The 23041-nt window shown below is 73.5% G+C and carries 21 protein-coding genes and 1 pseudogene; 12 read left to right on the top strand and 10 right to left on the bottom strand.

All coding sequences use genetic code 11. The features are described 5' to 3' along the window. Positions 1–23 precede the first annotated feature (23 nt). Positions 24–416, bottom strand: coding sequence for an FKBP-type peptidyl-prolyl cis-trans isomerase (locus GA0070606_RS03930; RefSeq protein ID WP_091095158.1), 393 nt, complete (start codon positions 414–416; stop codon positions 24–26). 199 nt (positions 417–615) lie between these two features. Then, complete coding sequence (locus tag GA0070606_RS03925; protein ID WP_176737231.1) at positions 616–1191, bottom strand: DoxX family membrane protein; 576 nt, start codon at positions 1189–1191, stop codon at positions 616–618. Between the two features lie 214 nt (positions 1192–1405). On the opposite strand from GA0070606_RS03925, the gene GA0070606_RS03920 reads away from it, so the two are divergent. Beyond that, complete coding sequence (locus GA0070606_RS03920; protein ID WP_091095154.1) at positions 1406–2104, top strand: CBS domain-containing protein; 699 nt, start codon at positions 1406–1408, stop codon at positions 2102–2104. A gap of 295 nt (positions 2105–2399) precedes the next feature. Then, entirely contained in the window at positions 2400–3287 is an 888-nt protein-coding gene (locus tag GA0070606_RS03915) for a TerC family protein (RefSeq protein ID WP_218106132.1), read from the top strand. A gap of 176 nt (positions 3288–3463) precedes the next feature. Here GA0070606_RS03915 and GA0070606_RS03910 read toward each other — a convergent pair whose 3' ends face one another. Further along, a complete protein-coding gene (locus tag GA0070606_RS03910) occupies positions 3464–4192 on the bottom strand; it encodes a helical backbone metal receptor (RefSeq protein ID WP_091095151.1) in 729 nt (242 codons plus the stop codon). An 82-nt stretch (positions 4193–4274) separates the two neighbouring features. Between GA0070606_RS03910 and GA0070606_RS33655 the strand changes: the two genes are divergently transcribed. Beyond that, a complete protein-coding gene (locus GA0070606_RS33655) occupies positions 4275–4406 on the top strand; it encodes a hypothetical protein (RefSeq protein ID WP_281190569.1) in 132 nt (43 codons plus the stop codon). 49 nt (positions 4407–4455) lie between these two features. Here GA0070606_RS33655 and GA0070606_RS03900 read toward each other — a convergent pair whose 3' ends face one another. Next, complete coding sequence (locus GA0070606_RS03900; protein ID WP_245724905.1) at positions 4456–5028, bottom strand: GNAT family N-acetyltransferase; 573 nt, start codon at positions 5026–5028, stop codon at positions 4456–4458. A 161-nt stretch (positions 5029–5189) separates the two neighbouring features. Between GA0070606_RS03900 and GA0070606_RS03895 the strand changes: the two genes are divergently transcribed. Both GA0070606_RS03895 and GA0070606_RS03890 read left to right on the top strand, forming a co-directional pair. Continuing rightward, a complete protein-coding gene (locus tag GA0070606_RS03895) occupies positions 5190–6074 on the top strand; it encodes a PDDEXK family nuclease (RefSeq protein WP_091095147.1) in 885 nt (294 codons plus the stop codon). Between the two features lie 290 nt (positions 6075–6364). Continuing rightward, a complete protein-coding gene (locus GA0070606_RS03890) occupies positions 6365–7675 on the top strand; it encodes a hypothetical protein (RefSeq protein WP_091095145.1) in 1311 nt (436 codons plus the stop codon). A 163-nt stretch (positions 7676–7838) separates the two neighbouring features. On the opposite strand, the gene GA0070606_RS03885 is transcribed toward GA0070606_RS03890, so the two are convergent. The 3 genes from GA0070606_RS03885 to GA0070606_RS03875 form a co-directional block, all read right to left on the bottom strand. Further along, positions 7839–9086: an MFS transporter gene (locus GA0070606_RS03885; RefSeq protein ID WP_245724561.1), complete on the bottom strand. Its 1248-nt coding sequence runs from the start codon at positions 9084–9086 to the stop codon at positions 7839–7841. A gap of 261 nt (positions 9087–9347) precedes the next feature. Next, complete coding sequence (locus GA0070606_RS03880; RefSeq protein WP_091095143.1) at positions 9348–9692, bottom strand: histone-like nucleoid-structuring protein Lsr2; 345 nt, start codon at positions 9690–9692, stop codon at positions 9348–9350. Continuing rightward, complete coding sequence (locus tag GA0070606_RS03875; RefSeq protein WP_245724560.1) at positions 9677–10225, bottom strand: LuxR C-terminal-related transcriptional regulator; 549 nt, start codon at positions 10223–10225, stop codon at positions 9677–9679. The genes GA0070606_RS03880 and GA0070606_RS03875 overlap by 16 nt, the downstream gene beginning before the upstream one ends. A 71-nt stretch (positions 10226–10296) precedes the next feature. Here GA0070606_RS03875 and lon point away from each other — a divergent pair, with 71 nt between their 5' ends. Beyond that, positions 10297–12633, top strand: a complete 2337-nt coding sequence (gene lon / locus GA0070606_RS03870) for an endopeptidase La (protein WP_091095141.1) — start codon at positions 10297–10299, stop codon at positions 12631–12633. An 82-nt stretch (positions 12634–12715) separates the two neighbouring features. On the opposite strand, the gene GA0070606_RS03865 is transcribed toward lon, so the two are convergent. Continuing rightward, positions 12716–13210: an SgcJ/EcaC family oxidoreductase gene (locus GA0070606_RS03865; protein WP_091095139.1), complete on the bottom strand. Its 495-nt coding sequence runs from the start codon at positions 13208–13210 to the stop codon at positions 12716–12718. Between the two features lie 55 nt (positions 13211–13265). Between GA0070606_RS03865 and GA0070606_RS03860 the strand changes: the two genes are divergently transcribed. Then, entirely contained in the window at positions 13266–13730 is a 465-nt protein-coding gene (locus tag GA0070606_RS03860) for a MarR family winged helix-turn-helix transcriptional regulator (RefSeq protein WP_091095137.1), read from the top strand. A 330-nt stretch (positions 13731–14060) separates the two neighbouring features. Here the strand turns inward: GA0070606_RS03860 and GA0070606_RS03855 are convergent. Beyond that, positions 14061–15791: pseudogene (locus tag GA0070606_RS03855) on the bottom strand (DEAD/DEAH box helicase); the annotation flags it as partial. A gap of 103 nt (positions 15792–15894) precedes the next feature. Further along, on the bottom strand, positions 15895–16770 hold the full coding sequence (locus tag GA0070606_RS03850) for a hypothetical protein (RefSeq protein WP_245724559.1): 876 nt from the start codon (positions 16768–16770) through the stop codon (positions 15895–15897). A 132-nt stretch (positions 16771–16902) separates the two neighbouring features. Between GA0070606_RS03850 and GA0070606_RS03845 the strand changes: the two genes are divergently transcribed. The 5 genes from GA0070606_RS03845 (at position 16903) to GA0070606_RS33955 (ending at position 22892) form a co-directional block, all read left to right on the top strand. Beyond that, positions 16903–18060: a sensor histidine kinase gene (locus GA0070606_RS03845; RefSeq protein WP_245724558.1), complete on the top strand. Its 1158-nt coding sequence runs from the start codon at positions 16903–16905 to the stop codon at positions 18058–18060. After that, positions 18057–18662, top strand: a complete 606-nt coding sequence (locus GA0070606_RS03840) for a response regulator transcription factor (RefSeq protein ID WP_091095135.1) — start codon at positions 18057–18059, stop codon at positions 18660–18662. Before GA0070606_RS03845 ends, GA0070606_RS03840 begins: the two co-directional genes overlap by 4 nt. A gap of 188 nt (positions 18663–18850) precedes the next feature. Next, positions 18851–19372 (top strand): 2'-5' RNA ligase family protein, encoded by a 522-nt coding sequence (locus GA0070606_RS33130; protein WP_091095133.1) that lies wholly within the window; start codon positions 18851–18853, stop codon positions 19370–19372. 254 nt (positions 19373–19626) lie between these two features. Then, complete coding sequence (locus tag GA0070606_RS03830; RefSeq protein WP_483819074.1) at positions 19627–22419, top strand: polymorphic toxin-type HINT domain-containing protein; 2793 nt, start codon at positions 19627–19629, stop codon at positions 22417–22419. Next, complete coding sequence (locus GA0070606_RS33955; RefSeq protein ID WP_091095131.1) at positions 22419–22892, top strand: SUKH-3 domain-containing protein; 474 nt, start codon at positions 22419–22421, stop codon at positions 22890–22892. Before GA0070606_RS03830 ends, GA0070606_RS33955 begins: the two co-directional genes overlap by 1 nt. Positions 22893–23041: the final 149 nt, after the last annotated feature.

Raw genomic sequence — 23041 nt, 5'->3', positions numbered from 1 at the left:
CCCCGGGTGCGTGGCTCGGTGGCTCAGCGGACGCCGACGAGGTCGACGACGAAGACCAGGGTCTCGCCCGGCTTGATGACGCCACCGGCGCCCCGGTCGCCGTAGCCCAGGTGCGGCGGGATGGTCAGCCGGCGCCGGCCGCCGACCCGCATGCCCACGACGCCCCGGTCCCAACCGGCGATGACCTGCCCGCCGCCGAGCGGGAACTCGAAGGTCTCGCCCCGGTTCCAGGAGGAGTCGAACTCGCGACCGGTGGAGTGCGCGACCCCCACGTAGTGGACGTCGGCCAACTGCCCCGGCTGGGCCTCCGGGCCCTCGCCGACGGTGATGTCCTCGATGAGGAGGTCGGCGGGGGGCGCGCCCTCGATCGGACCCACGTCGGGCTTGCCGGAGCGGGCGCCTGCTGCCTGGTTCATGCGGGAGTCTCCTGCCGTTTCGGTACTGGTGTCCCGGTCACCACAGATCCTGCCCGATGGCGCCGGGCCGACGCGCGGCGGTCCGGCGAAGCCGCCCGCGCTGCGGGCGGCCACTGGGCCCGCGCCGCAGGCGGTGGGCGCACACGCGCCAGCGGGCGTCACCGGTGGTGACGCCCGCTGGGGGAAGGTGCCGGTCAGGTCACCGGAGCCAGGGGAACCGCTGGACGACGGGAAGCTTCGCCCACGTCGCGCCCAGGCCCAGGGTGGCACCGGCGTTGATCAGCGCGAGGCCGACCAGCAGGGCCGCGTTGAGCAGGTGGTCGTCCATGAAGGGGTTGTTCTCGGGAGGCAGGACGACCGTCCACATCATCACGTAGAGCACCGCGCCGGCGACGGCCGCCACCCGCATCCCGATGCCCAGCAGCAGCGCCACGCCGATCGCGGCCAGACCGGTCATGAAGAGCACGTCCGCCCAGGCGGCCCCGGCGATCCCGTTGTAGAAGTCCTTGAACGGGCCGGCCGCGCCGAAGGTCAGGAAGCCCTTGGTGGGGCTGCCACCGTTGATCCAGGCGTTCTTCGCCTCGGTGGCGTGTCCCAGGCCGAAGACCTTGTCGAGGAAGGCCCAGAGGAAGGTCCAGCCGAGGGCGATCCGGATGCCGGCGAAGACGTACCGGGTGGCACGCTCGCGGGTGGTCTCGCCGATGTGCCAGGTCTGCGCCGCCGGAGCGATGTTCTTGGCGGTGGCCCGCTCGATCGTCGCGGTCATTGTCTCCACGTCCCTTCGTGTGCCTCGCACCGCGCTTTCCGGTGGCATCTCCATTGGACGCCTGTCGGCGGCCCGTGGGCAGGGCCGACCGGGCCCCGTCGGGCCGGGACCTTGGACCCCCGCCGCACCGGTCCGCTCGGCCGTGTCGACCCGGTCGCGCGGCCCTGACGGGGCGGACCGGCGCGGCCATACCGTCGCAGGTGACAACGGCAGGGAGGTCGTGATGAGGACGTGGCAGGTGGGCGACGTGATGACGCGGGACGTCGCGTGGGTGGGGGAGGAGACCCCGTACCGCGAGATCGTCGACGCGCTGGTCCGCCGGGGCATCAGCGGCGTGCCCGTGGTGGACGGGTTCCGCCGGGTGCTCGGCGTGGTGTCGGAGTCCGATCTGCTGCACAAGGTGGAGCGGGCCGGCCATCCCGACGAGCGGCGCATCTTCGAGGGGCGGCGCCGGCGCACCGCCCGGGAGAAGGCCGACGCGCTGCTGGCCCGGGACCTGATGACCGCGCCGCCGGTGACGACCTGGCCGGGGGCGACCGTCACCGCCGCCGCCCGGCAGATGGATCGGGATTCGGTGAAGCGGCTGCCGGTGCTCGACGACCTGGGCCGCCTGGTCGGCATCGTCACCCGGGGTGACCTGTTGCGGGTGCACCTGCGCACCGACGCGGAGATCCGCGAGGACGTCGTGCAGGAGGTGCTGCGCCGGGTGCTCGCGGTGCGGGACGGACTGGTCACCGTGCAGGTGCGCGACGGTGAGGTGACGCTCGACGGCCGGCTGGACCGGCGCAGCGCGGCCGAGCTGGCGGCCCGCCTGGCCGGACAGGTCAGCGGCGTGGTCACGGTCACCAGCACCATCGCGTACGACGTCGACGACACCGGCCTCGTCGAGCTGGACGCGGGCCGGGTGACCCCGGTGGCCTGACGGCCGGGCACGGGTCCCGCCACCGGCGGGACCCGTCGGCGTGCCCCGTCGCGGTCGACGCGCGCGACTTGCCCGGACCGCCGCCGGGCGGCGGGCGGCTCGCCTAGGCTCGGGGCGGACGCGGTCGGGTTCCGCCGCCGAGCCCCGCGTGCGGTGCCCGTGCCCGTGCCGGGGTCGTCGGGTCGGCCGTGGCAGGCGGGACCACCGTCGTGGATGCGGAGGGCGCCGGGTGGACGAGGCGACGTTCGCGGCGCCGCTGTGGGCCTGGGCGGCGGTGGGTGCGGTCATCGCCGTCATGCTGGCCGTGGACATGTTCTCCCACCGTGACGACCACGTCATCGAACTGCGCGAGGCGCTGGTGTGGAGCGGCGTGTGGATCAGCGCCGGGCTCTCCTTCGGGCTGGTGGTCTGGCTCTGGCGCGGCGGGGAGCCGGCCGGCGCGTACTTCTCCGGGTATCTGCTGGAGAAGGCCCTCTCGGTCGACAACGTGTTCGTCTTCGCGCTGCTGTTCGGGTACTTCCGGGTGCCCGCCGGCTACCAGCACAAGGTGCTCTTCTGGGGCGTCGTCGGGGCGCTCGCGTTCCGGCTGGTCTTCATCCTCGCCGGCGCGCAACTGCTGGAACGGCTGGCCTGGGCCGGCGTCGTCCTCGGCGCGTTCCTCATCTGGACCGGGTGGCGACTCGCGGTACGCGGCGAGCCGGACGTCGAGCCCGAACGGAACCTCGCGGTCCGGTTGTTCCGGCGGATGGTCCCCACCGAGCCCCGCCACCACGGCGGCCGGTTCACCGTCCGGATCGGCGGGCGACGCCGGGCGACCCTGCTGCTGGTCGCGCTGGTCGCCATCGAGGCCACCGACGTGGTCTTCGCCATCGACTCGGTGGCGGCGATCCTGGCCATCACCACCGACACGTTCCTGGTCTGGACGGCGACGGCGTTCGCCGTGCTCGGGCTGCGCAGCCTCTACTTCTGCCTGGCCGGGCTGCTGCGCCACTTCGGCTACCTGCGGTACGGGCTGGCCCTGCTGCTGGCCTTCGCCGGGGTGAAGCTCATCCTGGCCGAGACGCCGGTGGGGAAGCTGCCGGTCTGGCTCACCCTCGCGGTGGTGGTGCTGACCCTGTCCGTCGCGATCGGTTGGAGCGTGCTCGCCGCCCGCCGGGAGCGCCTCCGGCACGCCGGCCGCTGACCCCGACCGGGAGCGGCGCGACGGGGAGGGCGTTGCTGGTCGCGTGGGTCTGGATGGCGCTGGTGGCACGCCCGGGGCGTCGGCGGTCGTGGGGCGGGCCGGTCGCTCGCCGGCCACGCCGCCGGCGCTGTCGACCTGCCCCGCCTGCGAGGGCACGCCCGGTGGGTCGCCGGCGGTCAGCCCGGCCGGACGACGGGGTCGGCGAGCTGGGCGGAGAGTACGGCGGGCGCCGCGGCCAGGGACGGCCCGTACCAGGTGAGGTGCCGCCCGGAGAGCAGGGCGCAGGGGACGCCGGGGAACGCCTCCGGCCCGTCCTCGGCGGTGAACCGGTACGGCTCGTCGGGCAGCACCACCAGTTCCGGCTCGCGGGCGCGCAGCTCGTCGAGGCTCGGTCGCGGGTAGCGTTCGGGGTCGTCGGCGTAGAGGTTGGTCACGCCGAGCCGACGCAGCACGTCCCCGGCGAAGGTGTCGGCGCCCAGCACCACCCACGGGCGACGCCAGACCGGCACCACCGCCCGGCGGGGCGGCGGGGAGGCCGGCAGGGTGGCCCAGGCCCGGCGGGCCGCGAGCAGCCACTCCGGTTCGGCCGGGGCGCCCAGCTCGCGGAGCAGGTCGGCCAGCTCGGTCAGCGCCTCGTCGACGGTCCGCGGGTAGGTCACCCGCACCGGCACGCCGGCCGCGACCAGCGCGTCGGCGTCGGCTCGGCGGTTCTCCTCGACGTTGAGCAGGACCAGGTCGGGCCGCAGCGCGAGCACGCGGTCCAGGTCGGGGTACTTGCTGCCGCCGACCCGCGCGACGTCCAGCCCTTCCGGGTGGGTGCACCAGTCGGTGGCGCCGACCAGGGCCCCGGGCAGGGTCAGCGTCACCGCCTCGGTCAGCGACGGCACCAGCGACACGACACGCAACCCACGCACCTCCCGGCTTCGAGGTCGATCATGCCTCGCCCCGGCCCTGCCCGACATCACCGCCTGTCGAGGCGCCTTCCCGGTGGAGTGGGTGGACCGCGTCGGCGAGGACATCGCGGCGGCCTTCCGGGAGGCCCGCGCCGGCCCGGACGGCGCGGTCGGCCGTGGCCCGCAGTGGCACACCATCGAGGGGCTGGTGACGGGCGCCGAGTAGCGGCGCGGAGAGGACTGGTCGGCGCCGGGCGACCCGCCGGGGAGGCGGGCTACGGGCGGACCTGCCCGGCGTCCGGTCGCAGCCACTGCTGCCGGGTCAGCGCGTACTCGACCTCGCCGTGCTCCGACCCGTCGATCCTCTCCGGCCAGTCCTCGACGTACGTGCGCACGAAGCGCAGCCCGGCCTTCTCCATCACCCGGCGGGACGCCGTGTTCACCGTCATCGTGTTCGCCGTCACCCGTTCCACGCCCAGCTCGGTGAAGCCCTTCGCGATCAGCGCCCGGCAGCCCTCGGTGGCGAGGCCGCCGCCCCAGGCCGCCCGCCGCAGCCGGTAGCCCAGCTCCACCTCGCGGACGTCGCCGTCGCGGACCGGACGGAACTCGAACCAGCCCAGGAACTCGCCCGGACCCCGGCGCAGCGCCGCCCACCAGCCCAGCCCCGGCGGTCGGCGGTAGTGCTCGAGCATCCGGGGCAGGATCCGCTCCCGGACCGCCTCCGGCGGGGTGGGCCGCCCGCCGGTGAGGTACCGCATCACCTCGGGGTCGCCGTCGAGCTCGACGAGCAGCTCCGCGTCGTCGCGGGTGAACTCGCGCAGCACCAGCCGGTCGGTGCCCAGGAACATCGTCACGTGGCCCATCACAGCGGCGCGATCCCGGCGGCTCAACCGGATTTCGCGCCCGTCCCGCCGCGCCACCGCCGCGCCACCGGCCATGATCGACGGCCTAGACTCGCCCCGGCCGACGGGTCGGCCCGCGTCGACGGCAGGACGGACGGATCAGGCGGATGACGAGCACCGGTGGCGGGGACGGTTCCTGGCTGCGCGTGATACCCGGGGACGGCGGGCGGGGCCCGTTGCTCACCCGGGCCGGCCAGCTCGTGCACGGCGCCCGCCGGCTCGGCGAGCTCGTGCAGCGCCGCCCGACCGGGGTCACCGGCCACCAGTGGAGCACCGCCACCCGGGAGGGCTACGACTTCGTCGTCTGCGCCGCCGACACGGCCCGCCCGGTCTTCGCCGTCGAGATCGGTCCGGTCGCGCCCGCGGGCTCCGCCGGGCAGCGCGCCGAGCGGTTGAAGAGCGTGGTCGCCGAGGCGGTCGGCCTGGCGGTGCTGCGGATCGGGTCGCCCACGCTGCGGGCCGACGAGCACGGGCGGTCGATCGTGTCGTACGTGATCGACGCGAGGGCCTACACGGCGATCGGCGCCGGCGAACCGGAGCCGGGGGACGCTCTCCCGGTCGGGTTCCGCGACATCCTCGGCCGGCTCCCCGACGGGCGTACCGGCCACGTCAACGACCTCGGCGCCCTGGCCAGGGCCGCGACCATCGACGCGTACGTGTCGCGGCGGCTGGCGGACCCCATCGTCCGCGGGCTGCACGTCAACTGGCGGGGCGGGCCGGCCGAGGGGTGGAGCTGGGTCGAGGTGCGCCCCGGCGCCTGCCTGGTGGAGCGGGTGACGGTACGCGAGGAACGCCTCTCCGTCGGCGTGGACCCCGCCCGCCTGGCCGAGGACCTGGCGGCGATGGCCGTCGGTGAGCGGCTGCGTGACCTGGAGACGGCCGAGCCGGCCCTGACGCCCCGAGACGAGTTGCTCGCCGAGATCCGGCGGCTGGAGTCGCGGCACGGCGAGATGACGAACGGGTTCGCCTTCGCGCACCTCTGCGCGGACTGAGCCGTCCGGGCCGACCGACGGCGCGAACCCACCCGTCCCGGCCCTGGCCGGCGGCGCGGATTCTGCGATGCGCGTTGAACCTTCACGGCTGTCGTCCCGTACTCCTGCGGGAATGGACAGGATTTCCCCGTTCGCGCCGCGCGGCGCGGAAGACGGTGCGGAAAGGGCATCGTCGCCAATCGACGTGCCAACGGTCCGCCGCGGCGACCTCCGTCGGGGTGTGCCATGTCATTTCCGTCGGTCCGCCGAGGTCTGGAATCAACTACCGGATCGAGAAGGAGAGCAATTCGATGCGCAGGTCCACACGGGCGCGCCGGTCATCCGGGCACGCGCGGAGCAAGCGGCTGCTGGCCGTGGTCGGCACGCTCGCCGTCTTCGGTGGAGTCGTCGCCGTGACCCAGATGTCGTCGGCCCACGACCGGCGGTCGACCTCGGCCAGGCCCGCCTCGGCGGCCTGCGTGGAGCCGAGCCCCGGGGCGACCGCGCCGAGCGGATCCGGCACCACCAGGACCTGGCAGGACGGCCGGTGGGTGCGCAACCACTGGGGTGACGGGCAGCAGTCGCTCGCCGAGTGCCAGCAGACCCGGGCAGGCGGGGCCGACAACGGCGGCTCGGCGATCGCCTGTCCGGACGTGGCCGGTCGGCTGCCGCGGGTGCCCGACCGCGCGCGGGCCGAGGTCGACCGGAACCTGAGCCTGCTGCAGGCCCAGATCGCGGAGGCCGACCGGAGGCTGGCCGCCGAGGGCCGCCGGGGGCAGGATTTCGTCCGCGACGCGATCCTGCGGCCGCTGGCCGGGAAGCGCCGGGCCACGCTGGAGCGGATCACCATCGCGATCGACCGGGTGGGTCCCCGGCCGCAGGGCCTGGCCCGGCTCGCCGAGTGCCAGGTGGCCCCGACAGGCGGCAACAACAACGGCGGGGGCGGCAACAACGGCGGGGGCGGCAACAACGGCGGGGGCGGCAACAACGGCGGGGGCAACAACGGCGGCGGAAACGGCGGAAGCGGCAACGGCGGCGGAAACGGCAATGGTGGAGACAACGGCGGGCCGGGCGCCGGGCTGGGTGTGATCGCGAACGACTGCGACGAGAGCCGGTTGCGGCCCCACGACGGTTTCCAGAACGGGAACCGCTGCGTCAGCACCGCGTTCGGAGAGGTCGGCGCGGCGGCCAACAACCCGTCGCTGCTGATCACCGACTTTCCCGGCGAGGTGAACGCCAACCAGCCGTTCACCCTCCGGGTGGCGACGCGGAACCTGGTCCGGGACCGCTTCCTCGCCGCCGGCCAGGGCGGCTACTACGTGGAGAGTTCGCTGCTCAACGAGCAGGGGCTGGTGCGGGGCCACTTCCACACCGCCTGCCGGATGCTGGACAGCCTCCGGCAGCCGCCGCAGCCGCAGGAGGTCCCGGCCTTCTTCGTCGCCACCGAGGACAGCCGCGGTGGCGCCGAGCCCGACGAGGTGACCATCCAGATCCCCGGGCTGCCCGAATCCGGTGTCGCCCAGTGCGCGGTCTGGGCCGGCGACGGCTCGCACCGGGTGCCGATGATGGAACGGGCCAACCAGACCCCGGCCTTCGACGTGGTGCGCATCGACGTCAAGTGAGCCGGCGCGGGGCCGCCGGGCATCTCCCCGGGCGGCCCCGGCCGCCGGCTCAGATCCGCCTCCCGGCCGGCCAGGGGCGCCGTTCAGACCGGCGCCGTCTGTCGGGCGGTCCCGGCCACTGGTGGAGACCGGCGCCGTGTGTCGGGTGGCCCCGGCCGCCGGCTCAGACCAGCGCCGCCTCCCGGGCGGCTGCCGGCGTCGCGCCGGCCCGCAGGGCTTCGATCCGGCGGGCGCGGGGCCGGGCGGCGAGGAGGTTGCCGGCGGCCACCAGCAGGGCCAGCCCGAACAGGCCCAGCCAGAGGGCGTCGGTGGAGGACCAGGCGGCGACCAGCCCGCCGAGGGTCGGCCCCGCGAAGCTGGCGAAGGCGTACCCGAGCGAGTAGATCCCCTGGTAGCGGCCGCGCTGCGCCGTCGGCGACAGGTCCGCCGTCAGCGCCGAGTTCGCCGGGGTCATCAGCATCTCCCCGAGTGTCCAGACGGCGACCGTGAGCGCGTAGAACCAGACGGCGTCGGCCAGCGCGGTCAGCGCGAAGCCGACGCCGACCACCACGACGGCGACGGCGATGGTGCGGGACCGGTCGAAGCGGCCGACCAGCCGCGGCACGAAGAGCTGCCCAAGCACGATCATCAGCCCGTTGACCGCGATGACCGGCCCGTACGCCGACGCCGGCAGCCCGTCGGCCTGCAACGCCACCGGGAGCATCACGCTGCCCTGGATGCAGAGCCACGCCAGCCCGGTGAGGGCGGTGAACGTCAGGAAGACCCGGTCGCGCAGCACGGTGCCGAGCCCGCCGGAGTCGGCACGGCCGAGCTGCCCGACGGTGATCGCGGCGGGGCGTGACTCGGGGACCTTCAGGCCGATCAACGCGGCGGTGCCGAGCAGCACCGCCGCGTTGATCACGAAGAGCAGCAGGGGGTCGGCCCGGACCACCAGGCCGGCGACGGTGGCGGCGATGGCGAACCCGATGTTGACCGCCCAGTAGTTCAGCGTCATGGCGCGCAGCCGGTCGCGTTCGCCCACCACGTCGATGATCGTGGCCGTGAAGGCCGGCCGGGCGAGGCCGAGGAAGACTCCGAGCAGCAGGGTCAGCGTCGCGACCGCCGCCGGGTGGCCGCTGAGGCCGAGCGACAGGGCCGCCGCCGCGGCGGCCACGTTACCGACCAGCATCGCCGGCCGCCGCCCCCACCGGTCCGCGACCATTCCGCCGAGCACGCCCCCGGCCGCGCCGCCGGCCCCGTGCAACCCGATCACCACTCCGGCGTACGCGGGGCTGAAGTCCCGCACCGAGACGAGGTAGACGCCGAGGTAGATGGCGACGAAGCTGCCCAGCCGGTTGATCAGGGTGGCCGTCCAGAGATACCAGAACGTGCGAGGCAACCCGCCTGCCGTCTGGCCCCACCACTGCGTCATGCGCCACCCCCGACTGTTCGCGTAATGCCCGATAGGGCTGACGCTCATTACACTCGGAGGGTGCGACGGTCCCGGGTCGTCGGGGCGCGATCGTGGCGATGATCACCTGGGCGGCCGTCGACCAATGCGTGGGCCGGCGGCGAATGCGTCCACTGCCGGAGGCGTCGGGCGAATGACACGACCGTGGAAATGGGCGACGGGGCCCCGCCGATTCCGCAGCGTGACCCCGCGTGGACGCGGGCGTGAACCCGGCAGCCCGGATCAGCGGTTCTTGTACGCCTCGACGACCTCGACCGGGATGCGACCGCGCTCGGAAATCTTGTAGCCGTTCTTGACGGCCCATTCCCGGATGGCGCGGTTCTGCTCGCGGTCCATTCCCGAGCTGCCCGCCCCGGCCCGACGGGTTGCCCGCGACGCGTCGACGGCGCCGCGACCGATCCGCCGGCCAGCGGTGATGTACGGATCGAGAGCCTTACGCAGCACGCCCGCGTTCTCGTCGGAGACGTCGATGGTGTAGGCCACGCCGTCCAGACTGAACTCGACGGTCCGGTCGGCCTTTCCGCCGTCGAGGTCGTCGGTCAGAACCGTGATTACTTTTCTCGCCATCGCCAATTACTCCCTGTGTGGGGCGGGGTGTGGTCAAAGTTTGACCTATCCCACGGCAATTGCGCAACAATAAGCCTCGTTTTCATTTCGGCGGGTCGCGTTATCGCGCGGAAACGGCCCAGGCGGCCCGCAAAGCCGCCGGTGTTCAATCGCCCACCAGGCCGGCACGGCCGGCGAGCGCCGCGTCGGCCCGGCTGGACACCCGCAGCTTGCGCAGCCGTCATCCGCCTCACCGTGCGCTCCGACGCGTGCATCTGCTCGGCGATCTCCACGGTGCTGCGCCCTGCGGCGATCGCCCGCAGGAGGCGCTGCTCCTCCGGATCGAGGTCGACCGGGCTCGCCCGGCCCGGCAGCGGCGGCTCCGCCGGCAGCGCCGCCCAGTCGTCGAGGACGGCCGGCGGCGGGCGCAGCAGTTGCTGTTCCCGCCGCGCGCCGCCGGGCGCGAAGGCCGAGCCCTCGCTCGGCTTGCTGTCCTTGTCGCTGTGTTGCTGTTCCCGCCGCACGCTGCCGGGCGCGAAGGTGGTCTGGGTCACACTCCGGAACAAGGGGAACGCTTTGTTACTTGAGTTGGACACGCTCAACTCAACGCGATAGCAGGTGTTCGATGGCTACTCTTCCGGTACTTCCCCTGACCGACGCCGTGCTGCTGCCCGGCATGGTCATCCCGGTGACCCTCGACCCGACCACCCAGGCCGCCGTCGACGCGGCCCGCGCCACCGGCGAGGGCAAGCTGCTCGCCGTGCCCCGCCTCGACGGCGAGTACGGCCCCGTCGGCGCGGTCGCCACCATCGAGAAGGTCGGCCGGCTGCCCAGCGGCGAACCGGCCGCCGTCGTCCGCGGCCTGTCCCGCGCCCGGATCGGCTCCGGCGTGCCCGGCCCCGGCGCCGCCCTCTGGGTCGAGGCGACCGAACTCGACGAGCCCGCCCCCGCCGGCCGCGCCCGCGAACTCGCCCGCGAGTACCGCGCCCTCATGACGTCCGTGCTCCAACAGCGCGGCGCCTGGCAGGTCATCGACGCGATCGAGCGGATGACCGACCTCTCCGAGCTGGCCGACTCGGCCGGCTACGTGTCCTGGCTCAGCCTCGCCCAGAAGACCGAGCTGCTCGCCGCGCCGGACGTCACCGCCCGGCTGGAACTGCTCGTCGGCTGGGTGAAGGACCACCTGGCCGAGCAGGAGGTCGCCGAGCAGATCAGCACCGACGTGCGCGAGGGGCTGGAGAAGTCCCAACGGGAGTTCCTCCTGCGCCAGCAGCTCGCCGCCATCCGCAAGGAACTCGGCGAGGACGAGCCGGACGGCTCCGCCGACTACCGGGCCCGCGTGGCGGCCGCCGAGCTGCCCGAGAAGGTACGGGAGGCGGCGCTGCGCGAGGTCGGCAAGCTGGAACGCGCCAGCGACGCCTCGCCGGAGGCGGGCTGGATCCGCACCTGGCTCGACACGGTGCTGGAGATGCCGTGGAGCACGCGTACCGAGGACGACACCGACCTGGCCGCGGCCCGCGCCGTGCTCGACGCCGACCACGCCGGCCTGGCCGACGTGAAGGACCGCATCCTTGAGTACCTCGCCGTGCGCAACCGCCGCGCCGAGCGCAACCTCGGCGTGGTCGGCGGGCGCGGCTCCGGCGCCGTGCTCGCCCTCGCCGGCCCGCCCGGCGTCGGCAAGACCAGCCTCGGCGAGTCGATCGCCCGCGCGCTCGGCCGCAACTTCGTCCGGGTCTCCCTCGGCGGCGTCCGCGACGAGGCCGAGATCCGCGGCCACCGGCGCACCTACGTCGGCGCGCTGCCCGGCCGCATCGTGCGGGCCCTGCGCGAGGCCGGCTCGATGAACCCGGTCGTGCTCCTCGACGAGGTCGACAAGCTGGCCGCCGGCTACTCCGGCGACCCGGCCGCCGCCCTGCTGGAGGTGCTCGACCCGGCCCAGAACCACACCTTCCGCGACCACTACCTCGAGGTCGACCTCGACCTGTCCGACGTGCTCTTCCTGGCCACCGCCAACGTGGTCGAGGCGATCCCCGGCCCGCTGCTGGACCGGATGGAACTGGTCACGCTGGACGGGTACACCGAGGAGGAGAAGGTCGCCATCGCCCGGGACCACCTGCTGCCCCGGCAGCGGGAGCGGGCCGGACTGACCGTCGACGAGGTGACCGTGGCCGACGACGCCCTCGCCCGGATCGCCGGGGAGTACACCCGGGAGGCCGGCGTGCGGCAGCTCGAACGGTCGCTGGCCAAGATCCTCCGCAAGGTCGCGGTGGCGCTGGCCACCGACCCGGCCCCGGTCCGCGTCGACACCGGCAACCTCGCCACCTATCTGGGGCGGCCGAAGTTCACCCCGGAGTCGGCGGAGCGCACGGCGGTGCCCGGCGTGGCCACCGGCCTGGCCGTCACCGGCGCGGGCGGCGACGTGCTCTTCATCGAGGCGACCAGCATGGAGGGCGAGCCGGGGCTGACCCTGACCGGCCAGCTCGGCGACGTGATGAAGGAGTCGGCGCACATCGCGCTGTCGTACCTGCGCTCCAACGGGCGCCGGCTCGGGCTCGACCCCAACGCCCTCGCCGGGCGGCGGATCCACCTGCACGTGCCGGCGGGCGCGGTGCCCAAGGACGGCCCCAGCGCCGGCATCACCATGGTCACCGCCCTGGCGTCGCTGGCCAGCGGCCGGCCCGTACGACCCGAGTTCGGGATGACCGGCGAGGTGACCCTCTCCGGCCGGGTGCTGCCCATCGGCGGGGTCAAGCAGAAGCTGCTCGCCGCGCACCGGGCCGGCCTGACCGAGGTGATCATCCCGGCCCGCAACGAGCCGGACCTCGACGACCTGCCCGCCGAGGTCCGCGACGCGCTGACCGTCCACACCCTCGCCGACGTCGCCGACGTGCTCGCCCTGGCGCTGCGTCCGGCCGACGCCGACACCGAGTCGCTGGACGGCCCGGCGCTCGCGGTCGCCTGAGCCGGTTGGTGCGTGCGCCGGTGCGGCCGGCGCGTGGGGGAGCCCCTGTCGTCGCGGCGGACGGCAGGGGCTCCCCCCCCTGTCAGGCGGTGGCGCCGGTGCGGCCGAGCCCGAGCCGGCGCGCGCCGCGTCCCATGGCCTGCGACAGCCGGGCGGGCGCCGAGCCGGGCGGGGGGATGCGCACCGGGCGGACCCGGCCGTTGTGCAGCGCGGTGCACCGCCACCCGTCGGCCGTGCGCACCACGACCAGGGTCTGCCGGGACAGCCGGCGGCGCGGCAGGCGCGAACGCCAGGGCATCAGCACCGAGCCGGTGCCGTGCACGATCGCCACGTCGGGGGTCACCGCCCGGATCGACTCCACCTCGCCGACGAGCGCGGAACCGGCGAGCACGCCGCGGAAGAGCCGGTCGTGCGCGTCCTGCATCGGCGCCCGCCCGGCCGCCCGGGTGCCGTCGTACGACACGTAGTCGGAGTCTTCGGTGAAGCAGGCGCCGTACGCGGTCGCGTCGTTGTCGGTCCACGCCCGCAGCAGCTGGTCGAAGAGCTCGCGGATCTCCCTGCGGTCGTTCTCGGTCATGGTCGCTCCCTGCTAAAGTTCGACTGTCGAAATTTAAGCTAGCAGGAAGTTTCGAATGTCGAAAGATGAGCTGATGTCCCGGGTGGCCGGAGAGATCCGGCTGCTGCAGCAGAGCTTCGACGCCTTCGACGAGGCGGCCGCCGGCCGGCTGGGCATCAACCGCACCGACCTGCGGGCGCTGGACGTCGTCCTCGGCCGTGGACCGGTGACGGCCGGCGAGCTGACGGCGGCGCTGCGGCTGAGCCCCGCGGCCACCACCACGGTCATCGACCGGCTCGTACGCGCCGACCTGGTGGCACGCACCCGCGACGCCGCTAACCGGCGTCGGGTCCTGGTCGAGGCGACCGACGCGGCCCGGGCGGCCGAGCGGAGCATCTACCGGCCCGTCGGGGAGGCCGGCCTGCGCGCGCTGGCCCGCTACGACCAGCGACAACTCGAAACGATCATCGACTTCCTCGGCACCGCCCGCGCCGTGCAGCAGGAGCACGCCGAACGGGTGGCCGAGGAGACACCAGACTGAGCCACCCCCGCCTGTCCCCGACGGCCCTCACCGCGAGCCCGCCCCCGCAACCAACGCGGACGAGGCCCCCGCCGGCAACGGCGGGGGCCTCGTCGGTGCGTCGGCGCCGGTGGCCGCGAACCCCTTGCGGAGTGCCGACGCCGGCAATGGCGGGGGCCTCGTCGGTGCGTCGGCGCCGGTGGCCGCGAACCCCGTGCGGAGCGCCGACGCCGGTGACGGCGGTGCGTCGTCGGTGCGTCAGCGGCGCTCGCGCCGGTCGAAGTCGCGGTCGCGGTGCTCGCGCCGGTCGGGCCCGTCGAAGCGGCGCTCGCGCCGGTCGGCCCCGTCGAAGCGGCGCTCGCCGCCCCCGTCGCCGTCACGATCCCGGCGTACGGTCGCCTTGCGGCCCTTGATGGTGCTGCCGCGCAGCCCCGCGATCACCTCGTCGGCGACGGAGTGGGGCACCTCCACCAGCGAGAACCGGTCGGCGATCTCGATCGACCCGATGTCCCGGCCGCTGACCCCGGTCTCGCCGGTGATCGCGCCGACCAGGTCCTGCGGGCGCACCCCGGCGCGCCGGCCCAGCCCGATGAAGACCTGGGTGGTCCCCCCGGTACGCGGGCGCGCGCCGCCGCGCCGCTCGCCCCGGCCGCCGCCCTCCGGCCGGCCCTCGCGCGGGCCCCGGACCGGGACCTGCGGGATCTCCTCCTCGTCGTCCGAGCCCGGCGAGGTCGCCTCGTGCGCCAGCTTCACCGCCGCGAGCGCCACCTCCACCAGGTCGAACTCGTCGGTCAGCGACTCGACGATCGCCCGGTACGGGTCGAGGTCGTCCTCCAGCAGGCTCTCCCGCAGCGCGCCCTGGGTCAGCTCCAGCCGCCGGGTACGCATGTCCGCCACCGTCGGGATCTTGTCGATGGTGATGCGCTGGCCGGTGACCCGCTCGATGGTCTTGAGCATCCGGTGCTCGCGCGGTTCCGCGAGGGTGATCGCCACGCCCTCCCGCCCGGCCCGACCCACCCGGCCGATGCGGTGCACGTACGACTCGGGCGCCGACGGGACGTCGTAGTTGACCACGTGGGTGAGCTGCTCGACGTCCAGCCCACGGGCGGCCACGTCGGTGGCCACCAGCAGGTCGGCGGTGCCCGTGCGCAGCCGGCCCATCACCCGGTCGCGCTGCTCCTGGCTCATCCCGCCGTGCAGCGCCTCGGCCCGGTAGCCCCGGCCGTTCATGGTCTCGGTGAGCCGGTCGACCTCCTCCCGGCTGCGGCAGAAGACGATCGCCGCGGTGGGGGACTCGACGTCGAGCACCCGCCCCAGCGCCGCCGGCTTGTGCCCCCGGGCGACGATGTACGCGCTCTGCCGCACCCGGGGCGCCTCGCCGGCCACCGGCTGCTCCCGGGCGATGAGGATGCGCACCGGGTCGGTCAGGTGCTTGCGGGCCAGCCCGTCGATGCGCGCCGGCATCGTCGCCGAGAACAGCACCGTTTGCCGCTGCTCCGGCGCGTGCTCCAGGATCGCCTCGATGTCCTCGGCGAAACCCATGTCGAGCATCTCGTCGGCCTCGTCCAACACCACCGTGGCCAGCGAGCCCAGGTTGAGCGTCCCCCGGGCGATGTGGTCCAGGGCACGGCCCGGCGTGGCCACCACGACGTCCACGCCCGCGTCCAGGGCGCGCAACTGCCGGCCGATCGGCTGCCCGCCGTAGATCGGCAGCACCCGCGCGCCGAGGTCCTTGCCGTAGCGGTGGAACGCCTCGGACACCTGCACCGCGAGCTCACGGGTCGGCACCAGCACCAGCGCCAGCGGGTCGCCGGGCCGGTCGTCGGGCATCCGCTGCAGCAGCGGCAGGGCGAAGGCGGCCGTCTTGCCCGTACCGGTCGCCGCCTGGCCGAGCAGGTCCCGGCCGGCGAGCAGGGGCGGAATCGCCTCCCGCTGGATCGGCGTGGGCTCCTCGTAGCCGAGGGCGGACAGCGCGCCCAGCAGCTCGGCGCGCAGCCCGAGATCCGCGAAGGCGGTCGCCTCGTCGGGGGCGTCCGGGGAGGGGTCGGTCGGTGGGTCGTGCCGTACGGGTGCGGAACTCATACGGCAAGCTTTTCATCACCGCCGGCCGGCGATTCCGCCGACCGGCACAACAGCCCGCCCGGAGGGGTCGCCGCCCCGAGCCGGCGACCCGTCCGGGCGGGGGTCACCGGGCCAGCACGGCCAGCACGACGGCGAGCCCGACGCAGGTGTCGAAGACCGCGCACCACTCGGCGTAGCCGCGCGGGACGACCCGGTTCGCGCGGTGGTGCGCCACGTCCCAGGCCGCGTGGCCGAGCCAGCCGGCGGCCACCAGCCAGCCGGCCAGCGCACCGTCGACCGTCAGGGCGGCCAGGGCCAGCGCCGACCAGACGACCAGCCCGGCCAGCTGGAGGGCGATCATCCGAGGCCCGCCCAACCGTCCGCGCACCGCGCCGATGACCAGGTACGCCGCCGGCAGCACCAGCAGGATCGGCGCCGGGGGCACCGCCGGGGAGAGGAGCATCTCCAGCGTCAGCAGCAGCGCGAGCCCGGTCGGCCAGCGCCGCGCCAGCGCCGCGACCAGCCGGTGGCGCGCGACCGCGGGGGCGTCGGCCGGGTGGCGGGCGTACTCGTCGCGCCGGCGCAGCGCCGCGAGCACCATCGCCGGCAGCATCAGCAGGTGCCCGCCGACGAGCAGGGCGTCCGCGCCGAGCAGCCCGGCCTCGAAGGGTACGAGCAGCACCAGGATCGGCAGGTACATCGCCGCGGTCATCTCGCCGACGGCGGGCCAGGAGTGCCGCCGGTACCGCATCCACACCGCCATGCCGACGCTCATGTCCGTCGCCATCAGCAGGGCCCCGACGTCGGGTCGTTCGAACGCGGGGGCGAGGCCGACCGCGGCGCCCACGGCCGTCCGCAGCGGCCCGAGCAGCACCATTCCGGCGATCATGGCCAGGGCCATCTCCAGCAGGTGCCGCACCAGCGCGGCGCGCGGCCGGTCGGGACGGGCGTGACCGGCGTGCGGCGCTCTCGGGCTGGTGTTCGTCATCGTCTCGGTCATGCCGTCGAGCCTGCGGCCACGCCGCCGTTGGAGGCACCCGCGCCGTGTCACCGGTCGACCGGGCGGAACGCACGGCCGGCCCGTGCGTTCGGCGGTACGGCGGCGTCGGTCCCGGGCCCTACCATTCGGACCGTGGCGTTCGACCCGACGGTGACCGGAGCGGACCGGCGGATGCGTCGGGCGCGGGCCGGCGCGCTGGTCTCCCTCGCGGTCGGGACGGCCTCCGCCCTCGCCCTGCCGGCGATCGGGCTGACCCGCGAGCCGGCCGGCCCGCGGGTGGCGCTCGGCGCGGTGGGGCTCGGGGCGGTCGCCGTGGTGCTGGCCGGCGCCGTCTACGTGGCGGTCACGCCGGACGTGCGCGACACGGCCCGCCGCCGGTGCCGGGTGGCGTTCGCCGTCGTGGCGGCGCTGAGCGTGCCGCTGGCGGCGCCGGTCGCGGTCGGCGCATGGCCCACCTGGGCCTGGCTGGGCGCGTCGCTCGTCGGCGCGGTGCCGCTGGTCGCCCGGTTCCGGGCGGTGCCGCCGGTGGCGGCGGCCGTCGTGGCCGTCGCCGCGGCGGTGGCGACGACGACCGGAACGCCGGTCGTCCGTTCCGTGGTGGTCAGCGGGGGCATCGGCCTCGGCCTCGCCGCCGTGAACGGGTTCCAGGTGTGGTTCTGGGACATGCTGGTCCAGGCCGGCCGGGGGCAGCTCGCCCAGGCCCGGCTCGCCGCGGCACAGGAACGGCTGCGCTTCGCCGGCGACGTGCACGACCTGCTCGGGCACCACCTCACCGTCATCGCGCTGAAGGCGGAACTCGCCGCGCGGCTCGCGCCGACCGACGCCGAGCGGGCGGGCCGGGAGGCGGCCGAGGCGCAGCGGTTGGCCGCCACCGCCCTGGCCGAGCTGCGCCGCACGGTGCACGGCTACCGCCGCGTCGACCTGGCCGAGCAGGCCGCCGCCGTGGGGCAGGTGCTGCGTTCCTCCGGGGTGCGGTGCACGGTGGTGTCGCCCGCCGGCGAGCTGCCGGCGGAGGCGGCCGCCCAGCTCGCGGCGGTGCTCCGCGAGGCCGGCACGAACGTGCTGCGGCACAGCCGGGCCGGCTGGTGCCGGATCGAGATCGACCAGGAGGCGGACGTGGCGCGGATGACGGTGACCAACGACGGCGCGCGCGTGGCCAGCGCGCCCGACCGGCACAGCCACGGGCTGCGCGGGCTGGCCGAGCGGCTGGCCGCCGTCGGCGGGGAGCTGCGCACCCACCGGGAGGACGGGATCTTCACCGTCGAGGCGACCGTGCCGACTGCCTCATGATCCGGGTCCTGCTCGCCGACGACGAGGAGCTGATCCGGGCCGCCCTCGCCGCCCTGCTCGACCTGGAGGAGGACCTGACGGTGGTGGCGCAGGCGGCCGACGGCTCGGCCGCGGTGACCGCCGCCCTCGCCCACCGCCCGGACGTCGCCGTGGTCGACCTGAGCATGCCGGGCCCGGACGGCTTCCAGGTCGCCGCCGAGCTGACCCGGGTGCTGCCCACCTGCGCGGTGGTGATCCTCACCGGCCAGGGGCGGCCCGCGCACCTGGCCCGCGCGCTCGCCGCCGGCGCGCGGGGTTTCCTGCCCAAAGGCGCGCCCGGCGGGGCGCTCGCCGACGTGATCCGGCGGGTGCACTCCGGCGACCGGTACGTCGACCCGGCGCTGGCCGCCGACGCGCTGACCATCCCGCCGTGCCCGCTCACGCCTCGGGAACTGGACACGCTGCGGCTGGCCGAGGACGGCGCCCCGGTCGCCCTGATCGCCCGCCGGGCCCACCTGTCCAGCGGCACGGTCCGCAACTACCTCGCCGCGGCGGTGCAGAAGCTGGGCGCGACCAGCCGGGCCGAGGCGGCGCGGACCGCCCGGGACAACGGCTGGCTCTGACGGGCCGCCCGGCGCCAGGCCCGGTGGCCGGGCGGGAACCGGCCGGACGACGACGAGGCGGGCCGGCCGGACGGCCGAGGCGGGGTGCGGTCGTCGCCGACGTGCCGGGCGCGGCCGGTCGAGGGCGGGCCGGCCGACGGCCGGGGTGGGCGCGGCCGGCGGGCGGGGCCGGCCGATAGCCTGGCGGCGTGCGTACGGTCGAACTGCTCTGCTCGCCCGGGCTGGAGGCGGCGGTGCGCGGGGCGTGGGCGCGGCTGGCCGAGGCGGGGCTGCCCAGCCTGGCCCGCAACGTCCACCCGACGAACCGGCCGCACCTGACCCTCGCCTCGGTGGACGACTTTCCGCCCGGCGCGCGGGAGCGGCTGACCGCCCTGGTCGACGCGGCGGTGCCGCTGCCGGTACGGCTGGATCGGATCACGGTCCTCGACGGCAGCGCGCCGCTGGTGTGGCTGGTCCACCCGTCGCCGGAGCTGACGGCGCTGCACGCGGCGGTCTGGGACGTGCTCGCCGGCGCGACGGGCCAGAGTCCGTGGCACGCCCCGGGCCGTTGGCTGCCGCACCTGAGTCTGGCGCTGCGGTTCCGCGACGCCGATCGCCGGCTCGCCCGGGCGGTGGCCGGCGTCGACCGCCCCACCGGCGCGTTCGTGGCCGGGCGCAGCTACGACGGGCAGAGCCGGACGGTCACCCCGCTCGGTGGCGTGGTGCGCTGACCGACGACCAGGAGACCGGCTCGGGTGGGGACACCGCCACCGCGACGCGGACCCTCGACTACGACCGGGCCGGCCGCCTCACCAGCGTCAACGCTGCCGGCGGGACCAACACCTACAGCTACAACGACCGGGGCGCGCTGCTCTCCACCGCCGGCCCGTCGGGCGCCGCGAGCTTCGGCTATGACGACGACGGACGGCTGACCACCCGCACCGACCTGACCGGCACGGCCACCTTCGGCTACGTCAAGGGCAGGTTGGACACGCTGACCGACAGCATCACCGGGCAGCAGCAGAAGCTGACCTACGACGCCTCGGGCGAGGTCAAGACCGTCGACTACGGGGCGGGCCGCGTCCGCACCTTCGGCTACGACGACTTCGGACGGGTCAACAGCGACGTGCTGCGTAATCCGGCGGGCCAGACGGTCGCCTCGGTCAGCTACGGCTTCGACCTGAACGGCCACGTCACCAGCAAGGAGACCACCGGCACCGCCGGTGCCGGCAACAACACCTACGCGTACGACAAGGCCGGCCGGCTCGTCTCCTGGACGGGGCCTGGGGGCACTGTCGCGTACGACTGGGACGCCAGCGGCAACCGGGTTCGGGCCGGATCCAAGACCGCCACGTTCGACGAGCGCAACCGGCTGCTCTCTGACGGCGACTACACCTACACGTACACCGCGCGGGGAACCCTGCGCAGCCGGATCAGCTCCGGGCTGTCCGAGCAGTACTCGTTCGACGCCTTCGACCGCCTCACGGCGGCCGAGGACCAGACCTACGAGTACGACGGCCTGGACCGGGTCGTCTCCCGCACCGGCAACGCCTTCGTCTACGCGGGCCTGGGCGACGAGGTGGTCCACGACGGCGTCGAGTACTACGCCCGAGGGCCGGGCGACGAACTGCTGGCGACCGGCGTCGGCTCCAACAAACGCCTGTCGTTGACCGACGCCCACGGTGACGTGGTCGCGGCCATTGATCCCGCCGACACCGAGTTGTCTGCGCTGAACGACTCCACCGCATACGACCCGTTCGGCAAGAAGCTGACCAGCACCGGCGACACCGGCCGTCTGGGCTTCCAGGGGGACTGGACGGACCCGGACACCGGCCAGGTCGACATGGGTGCCCGCTGGTACCAGCCGGGCACCGGCACCTTCACCTCCCGCGACAGCGTCAACTACACCACGGGCGATTCGATCCTCGCGAACCGCTACACCTACGGCGCCGGCGCCCCGCTGGACTTCGACGACCCCGACGGCCACTGGCCGCGCTGGGTGAAGAGCACGGTGAACCGGGTCACCAGCGGGGTTTCCAAGGTTGTCAACACCGTCCGAAGCGGCGTCTCGACGGCCTACAACTGGACCAGGAACGCCGTCTCGACGGCATGGAACTACGCCTGGTCGGGCATCAAGGCCGTTGGCCGAGCGATCTCCACCGGCGCGAAGTGGTTGGCAAACAAGGCCGCAAGCGCGGTCCGGACCGTCGGCAATGCGATACGTACCGGACTGAGCAAGGTCGCCCGCGGCGTGGAATGGGCGAAACAACAGCAGAGAGCCATCGCAGCCAAGATCCATCAGATGAAGGTCGCCGTCCAGGCCAGAGCCAAGGCGGCCATCAAACAGGCGGTGAAGTTCACCAAGTTGCCGGTTGTCGCGGCCCTGACCAAGCCGCTACTGGCGCTCGGCAAGGTGGTGTCGACAGGCTTCAAGATGGCCGCGAGTGTCGTCGCGGTCACCACGATGGCCATTCAGGATCCGAAGAAGTTCCAGCAGAAACTCTGGCTCGAGGCGGCGCAGAGGCTGGCGCCGCTGACCGAGGGCGTCGAGAAGATGTGGGACAAGGCGACCCAGTTCGTCGAGGACCACGCCGCGGAGATCGCCGGCTTTGCCGCTGGCGCCGTGGTGGGCATCGGGTGCGGTGCTGCGATCGGCTGGACGGGCGTCGGAGCGGTGGCCTGCGGCGCGCTCGCCGGCGCGGTGGGCTCGGCGGTCACCGGCGCCATGAACGGAAAGCGCGGGTGGGACCTGGTCGGCACGGCCGCCATGGGTGGCCTGACGGGTGCGCTCGGTGGTGCCTTCGGCTCCATTGGCGGTCAAGCCCTCGGTGCGGGTGTCCGGGCGTTGAGCGGGGGACTGCGGTCGGCGGGAAGCAAGGCGCTGAGCGCCGGCATGGCCGAGGCCCGCAGTATCGGGCGGGGCCTCGCCGGGAAGGCCTGCTCCAACAGCTTCACGGGAGAGACCTACGTCCTGATGGCGGACGGAGGCCGGAAGCGCATTCGTGACGTCAGGGTCGGCGACAAGGTGCTCGCCACCGATCCGACCACGGGGCGCAGCGAGGAACGCGCGGTCACGGCGCTCATCGTCGGCACCGGGAACAAGAACCTCGTCGAGATCACCGTCGACACCGACGGCGCGAAGGGCGACCAAACCGGCAAGGTCACCGCCACGGACGGACATCCGTTCTGGGTGGCGAACGAGGGCCGGTGGGTCCAGGCGAAAGACCTCAAACCCGGCAGCGTGGTCAGGTCTGCCGACCGCGGATCAGTCCTGATCGTGAGTATGCAAGCGTCGATCGAGTGGCAGACCGTTCACAACCTGACCGTGGACGGCATCCACACGTACTACGTAGTTGCCGATGAGTCTTCGATCCTTGTGCACAACTGCTCTTCGCTTCCTGGTCCGGCTAATGGGCGCACACTCGACGAATTTGCTCAGGCGAATCGCGGTGCCAATCAAGCCTCCACTCCACGTTTCGTCACCGAGTACACTTCACCATCTGGGCTGACCTATCTTGGTCGGACCACGGAAGGAGGGGTCGACGTTGTGGCAGGTTCGGCTCTGGAGGATGTACTGCGCGGACGGCACACCGGCTGTTCCGAAATCTGCGCTCTCAACGAAGCGCTGAAGGTCGAAGGGGACGGTGCTCTCTGGGGCGGAACTTTCCGTACGTTAAAGGTGACACCAAAAGGTTCACCTGTTCCCAGTGGAACTGCTGTCGATCCTTGTGAAGATTACTGTCAACCGCTCGTCCGTCGAATTTTTGGTAGTTGGTAATGCAAGTGAACGGCCAAGTGCTCAACGCGCTCCTTGAGGTCGGCTGGTTTCCGGGGCGGATGTTCGACACCCTCCCATGGGAGCAACTTCTGTCAAGGGCTGGCGTTCCGATAAATGGACGTGCGCTTGAGATTTGGAAAGAATTTGGAGAGCTTCGCATTCGTAGATCGACTGTCGAAAAGCCATCTTCCCTCAAGGTGGACCCAGTGGAGGCAAGCTCGGGCCTGCCTGATGATGCCGATCGGCTTAGGAGCGATTACGGTGAAGTCTTGTCCCCGATAGGTATGTGGTCTGTCCAGTATCCGTCATACGTCGCAGAGAGTGGTTGGGTGATGGCGATCGGGCCTGGCTGGGATTGGCTCTTGGGCCGAAGTTTCAGCGAGACATTGGATTTGGTAATTTTAGGGGTGGGGGAAATTCGGTGCATCAATGTTACCCGACCAGGAATCCGTCCCTTCCCTCCTGATATCTAAGGAGGTGCCGCTTGCGTGCCTTGTTGACGTGATGCTCAGTCAGTTCGACATGGAAGCCATCGGGCGGTAATTCGCTTTCACTCGACGCGTTCATTCCGGAGTCCCGATGGTGGTTCAAAGTACTTCTCCTACACGGAGCGTGGTGCTTC

It is taken from the genome of Micromonospora citrea (assembly GCF_900090315.1).
In the GTDB taxonomy this organism is placed as follows: domain Bacteria; phylum Actinomycetota; class Actinomycetes; order Mycobacteriales; family Micromonosporaceae; genus Micromonospora; species Micromonospora citrea.
This window is presented reverse-complemented; position numbering and strand designations above follow the sequence as displayed.